The sequence below is a fragment of the Psychrobacter sp. genome (genome assembly GCF_035469765.1).
In the GTDB taxonomy this organism is placed as follows: domain Bacteria; phylum Pseudomonadota; class Gammaproteobacteria; order Pseudomonadales; family Moraxellaceae; genus Psychrobacter.
This window is the reverse complement of sequence record NZ_DATIRM010000178.1, coordinates 1-4,894: the sequence shown is the minus strand read 5'-3', so window position 1 is coordinate 4,894 and position 4,894 is coordinate 1. Positions and strand designations below refer to the sequence as shown.

The following is a 4,894-nucleotide window of genomic DNA, read 5'->3' as shown; positions in this document are numbered from 1 at the left end:
TATTGGCACTGATACGAGGTTTATTTGATGCCGTTGGTTTTTCTGCAACGGTATTCGTATCGATGTCGGCGCTGCTGCTTGCATTGTTGTCAGGTTTGATAGCAGGCTTAGCTGCTGCTTTTTGTGACGTGCGTAGATTGGCTTTGCTATCCGCTTCTACTTCAATAGCGCGTAGCTCAACTGCCATTCTATCCAATACAGCATTGATCAGTTTGTGCGCATCGGTCGCGCCAAAGTGATTGTTCAGCTTCATCGCTTCATCAAGCACGACTTTATAAGGAATCTCTAAGCGATTCTGTAGCTCATAAGCGCCAACCAAAAGAATGGCGTGTTCAACCGTATCGAGTTTATTGATTTCACGATCTAGGTGCTGACTAATAAGCGCATCTAGAGCATCAATCTGTTCTGGGATATCACGCATCATTTCGTGATAGTAGCCGATATGTACGGTATGCATGGCATTGGTCGCACGTGTACGGGCAGCGATATCATGTGGCGCATTAGCCTTCCAGCCAAGTTTGCCATCGACATCAAAACGGCGGTCAGTAACCAGCCATTCGTATAGACCTTGCATAGCAAAGCGGCGTGCCTTACGGATAGCCGTGTGACTGGTCTTATAAGAAGACTCACTCATATCAAAGGTTTGATCACCCGCACTGCTGCTCGCGATGCGCGTGGCTTCAGCTTGTTTATCATTGATTTGTGCGGTTTGTGCAGCGCTAATAGCGCGCTTGAGTTGGTCAGTCATAAGGGGTCTATACCTAGTTTTTGAGATAATAAGTTTAAAAATAAGATGTTAAATAGTAGTCGGCTGGCAATGTTTACCAGTCAGTCTTGGAGATGGATGTTCGGTACTCATTTAAAATGTTAATACTATTGTTAAGTGCTGAGGGCTATCGTTATAACCATAGCCCCGTTTCAAACCATAAATAATATTTTTATGCTAATAAGTGCGGTTAGCCGTGAGGGCAATTAAGCCTCATCAGTGCTATCATCAATATCTAGCTGTGATAGTACGGCAATCATCTCTAATACAACCATCGCCGCTTCTGAACCTTTATTACCGGCTTTAGTACCAGCACGCTCAATCGCTTGCTCAATGCTGTCAGTGGTCAATACGCCATTTGCTACCGGAATATTATAGTCAGTAGCAACACTGCTTAAACCTTTAGCTGATTCACTGGCGACAAAGTCAAAATGCGGCGTGCTACCACGGATAATGGCACCCAAAGCAATAATCGCGTCAAAGCGATCAGATTCAGCAGCGCGCTGGGCAACCAATGGCAACTCAAACGCACCCGGCACACGAATCACGGTGATGTTGCTGCCCAATACGCCATGACGAAGCAACGCATCAATCGCGCCATCAACCAATGACTCAACGACAAAACCATTAAAACGACCGACGACGATACCGATACGTACGTCTTCGTTTTGATGTAAGTTACCATCGATATGGGTCACGTCATTGCGTTGCTGTTGTAAATTTGACATAAAAAATCCTTTGCCGAATTGGCTATTAATAGAAGTATAGGAATCTAAATATATTGCTAGGTTCAAACAGCGTATTTATTTGACTAATTATCAGATAAATAGGCTGTTAAATAAACGAAAACCAAATGATAATAAGCAGTTAGCGCTATGATAACATTTTTTGCTGCTACATTTGTATTTTACCAACGTCTTACAAACGCATTTGTATCCCTTGCGCTGCCATATATGCTTTGGCTTCTTGAACGGTATACTCACCAAAGTGAAAAATGCTGGCAGCAAGGACGGCATCGACGCCGCCTTCTAATACGCCTTCGGCTAAATGCTGTAAATTACCGACGCCGCCTGAAGCAATGACCGGTACATTTACACGGCTGGTAATTTGCTTCATCAATGCCAAGTCATAGCCTTTTTTAGTGCCATCGCCATCCATAGAAGTCACCAATAGTTCACCGGCGCCAAGTTCAGCCATTTTGCTTGCCCAAGCGACCGCATCAATGCCCGTTGGTTTGCGACCGCCGTGGGTAAATATTTCCCAGCGTGGCATGATAATGCCATCAACCTCAATATCAGCAACACGCTTGGCATCAATCGCCACAACGATACATTGATTGCCAAATTTCTGCGCCGCTTCACCGACAAACTCAGGGGTAAATACCGCAGCAGAATTGATCGCCACTTTATCGGCACCTGCATTGAGTAAATTACGAATATCGGCAATCTTACGCACACCACCACCGACGGTTAACGGCACAAATACTGTTTCAGCCATGCGTTCAACCGTATGATACGTCGTATCGCGCTCATCGTTGGTCGCAGTAATGTCCAAAAAAGTAATCTCATCGGCGCCTTGTTCATTGTAGCGTTTCGCTACTTCAACAGGGTCGCCCGCGTCTTTAATGTCGACAAATTGTACGCCTTTAACCACACGACCATTATCAACGTCCAAACAAGGGATGATACGCTTTGCTAACATAGGGTCTTTCACCTTATAATCAATTCATTCTATAAGCACTAGTCTAGCAAAATCACCGCCATCTCAGGCAGGTTTTCGCAAGATTAATGTGCTTTTAACCAAAGTTTATTTATAAGCGCTGCCATTGCACTTAGTATCGCCTATATTTATCCTAACTACCTTCTTTTAATTGCCATAAGTGAGATGTCATGTCCGTCTATACCCAGTTAACCGATGACCAATTTGCTACCTTTTGCCAACGTTTTGGCGTGTCATTCGCGCGTGCCATTCCGATTACCCAAGGTATCAAAAACTCTAACTGGTTTATTCAGACGACTGATGATGTAGATGGCGCGCACTCTTATGTGTTTACCTTGTTTGAAGAGCGTCCACCAGAAGATATCGAAAAAATGGCGGTTATCCTTAATCAATTGGATGGTAAATTACCGGTAGCGGCGCCGTTATCATTGGTAGATAGCGCAGAGAAAGGCTATGTCATACGTTATGATAATAAAGCTATTACGTTAGTACCCTGTTTGGCAGGCTCGCATCCACAACAGACCACGCAAGCGATGTGTCATGAAATTGGCGCTGCTTTAGCAATGTTGCATGAAACTTTGCAAGCATTACAGCCAAGTGAGCAATACGGCGTACCGTTATACCCATGGAGCGATGTGCGCGACCGTGAAAGCCAGTTTATGCCAAGCGACGAAGCCAAACTGATGAGCGATATTTGGCAGTCTTATACGAATTTGCCGCTTGCTACTTTGCCAAAAGGCTTATGCCATTTAGATATGTTTGCCGATAATACCTTATGGAACCTGCAAAAAGGTGAAGAGCGTCTGACAGGTTTATTAGATTTTACCGAAGTCAGCGTCGAGCATTATGTGATGGATATTGCCATTACTATTAATGATTTTTGCACCACGTGGGGCGATGCTGAGCAAGGCGAATCGGTAAACTTTGACCGCAGTAAAATGGCGGCTTTTTTACAAGGCTATGAGTCAAAACGCCCGCTTGGCGAGGATGAAAAACGTGCCTTACCAGTGATGCTAGCAAAAGCGGCGGTTATATTTTGGCTACTACGTCTCAACGTCATTCATTATAACCGTACCGAAGGGCGTACCGGCGATAACATCATGGTCAAAAACCCTGATTTGATGAAGCGTCTAGCCGCGTATCATTGGTCACATGTTGAAAGGGCGCAAAATACGGTATTTGTTTTAATAGCTAATCATATTGATAATAAAACCGAAAAACCGCTAATCGGTGTTTTTAGCAATATTACTCAAGCTGAACAAGCACGTGATAGTTTAAGCAATAGCAGTGATTTTGTTATTAAAGAATATACGCTCGATCAATTAGCATAAATTTTTTTCGACTAATTCTATATAAAACCATAAAGGCTACCTCATGACCGATCAAGTTGATAACTGGCACAAATTGGCACGTTACGATACCAATATCCAAGGTGAGCTGCATGCCAACTTGCTGCGTAACAATGGAATTACAGTGTCTCTACAACCTTTAAGTGCCATGCCCGGTATGAATTCAGGGATTGTGCTATGGATACAAGATACCGATTTGGCACACGCTCAGCGCATTTTGGATAGTATTGATAAGGACGCGGCAAGCTTGCCTGAACCAGACGATGATAACGGCGGTACTCTATAAATGTGTCAACTTTTAGGTATGAACTGTAATACCCCAACCGATATTGGTTTTAGCTTTGCAGGGTTTCGTCGTCGTGGTGGTATGACAGACAGTCATGAAGATGGCTTTGGCATTGCATTTTTTGAGCGTAGCGACTGCTCGAATAATGACAGCTCGAATAGTGAAAAGTCGCACAATGCCTCGACTGGTCTGCGCCTATTTCATGATAATAAACCAAGCCATTTATCGCCAGTTGCTGATTTAGTTAATAATTATCCGATTAAAGCCATGAATGTCATTGCTCATATTCGTAAAGCCACTCAAGGGCAAAATTGTTTGGCAAATACCCATCCTTTTGTCCGTGAAGTGTGGGGCGAGCAGTGGGTATTTGCGCATAATGGGCAAATGAATAGCGAATTTATTAAGCGCTGCCAGCGCTTGCAAGACAATGGTAACGCTACGCATTGCCAACCAGTCGGCACAACCGATTCTGAAATGGCGTTCTGCTATCTGGTTAATCGCCTGAAAAGCAGCTTTAAAACCCGTCCTGATGACCAAACACTATTTAACTTTTTGACGACTCAATGTCGTTATTTATCCGCTAACGGTTTGTTTAATTGCTTGATATCAAATGGTCGGTGGCAATTGGCTTATGCAGGCAGTTTACTATTTTATCTCACGCGTAAAGCGCCATTTGGTGAAGCGAAATTAGCAGATGATGATTTGGCGATTAACTTTGGTGACGTCACTACTGATAAAGATAAAGTGACTATCTTAGTGACTGTGCCATTGACT

General features: G+C 43.7%; 6 protein-coding genes. 3 read left to right on the top strand and 3 right to left on the bottom strand.

The genetic code is table 11. The features are described from left to right. The 3 genes from nusB to hisF all read right to left on the bottom strand — a co-directional run. Positions 1 to 748 (bottom strand): transcription antitermination factor NusB (gene nusB / locus VLN09_RS05080; RefSeq protein ID WP_325244301.1); only part of this gene is annotated, 748 nt, incomplete at its 3' end. 224 nt (positions 749 to 972) lie between these two features. Next, on the bottom strand, positions 973 to 1,494 hold the full coding sequence (gene ribE, locus VLN09_RS05075; RefSeq protein WP_325244299.1) for a 6,7-dimethyl-8-ribityllumazine synthase: 522 nt from the start codon (positions 1,492 to 1,494) through the stop codon (positions 973 to 975). A 190-nt stretch (positions 1,495 to 1,684) separates the two neighbouring features. Then, entirely contained in the window at positions 1,685 to 2,467 is a 783-nt protein-coding gene (hisF, locus tag VLN09_RS05070) for an imidazole glycerol phosphate synthase subunit HisF (protein ID WP_325244303.1), read from the bottom strand. A 188-nt stretch (positions 2,468 to 2,655) separates the two neighbouring features. Between hisF and VLN09_RS05065 the strand changes: the two genes are divergently transcribed. From VLN09_RS05065 to VLN09_RS05055, 3 genes are all read left to right on the top strand, one after another. Beyond that, the gene (locus VLN09_RS05065) at positions 2,656 to 3,816 is read left to right on the top strand and encodes a homoserine kinase (protein WP_325244297.1); all 1,161 of its coding nucleotides are present in this window, start codon (positions 2,656 to 2,658) and stop codon (positions 3,814 to 3,816) included. 43 nt (positions 3,817 to 3,859) lie between these two features. Then, positions 3,860 to 4,120 (top strand): hypothetical protein, encoded by a 261-nt coding sequence (locus VLN09_RS05060; protein WP_325244295.1) that lies wholly within the window; start codon positions 3,860 to 3,862, stop codon positions 4,118 to 4,120. Then, positions 4,121 to 4,894 (top strand): class II glutamine amidotransferase (locus VLN09_RS05055; RefSeq protein WP_325244293.1); only part of this gene is annotated, 774 nt, incomplete at its 3' end.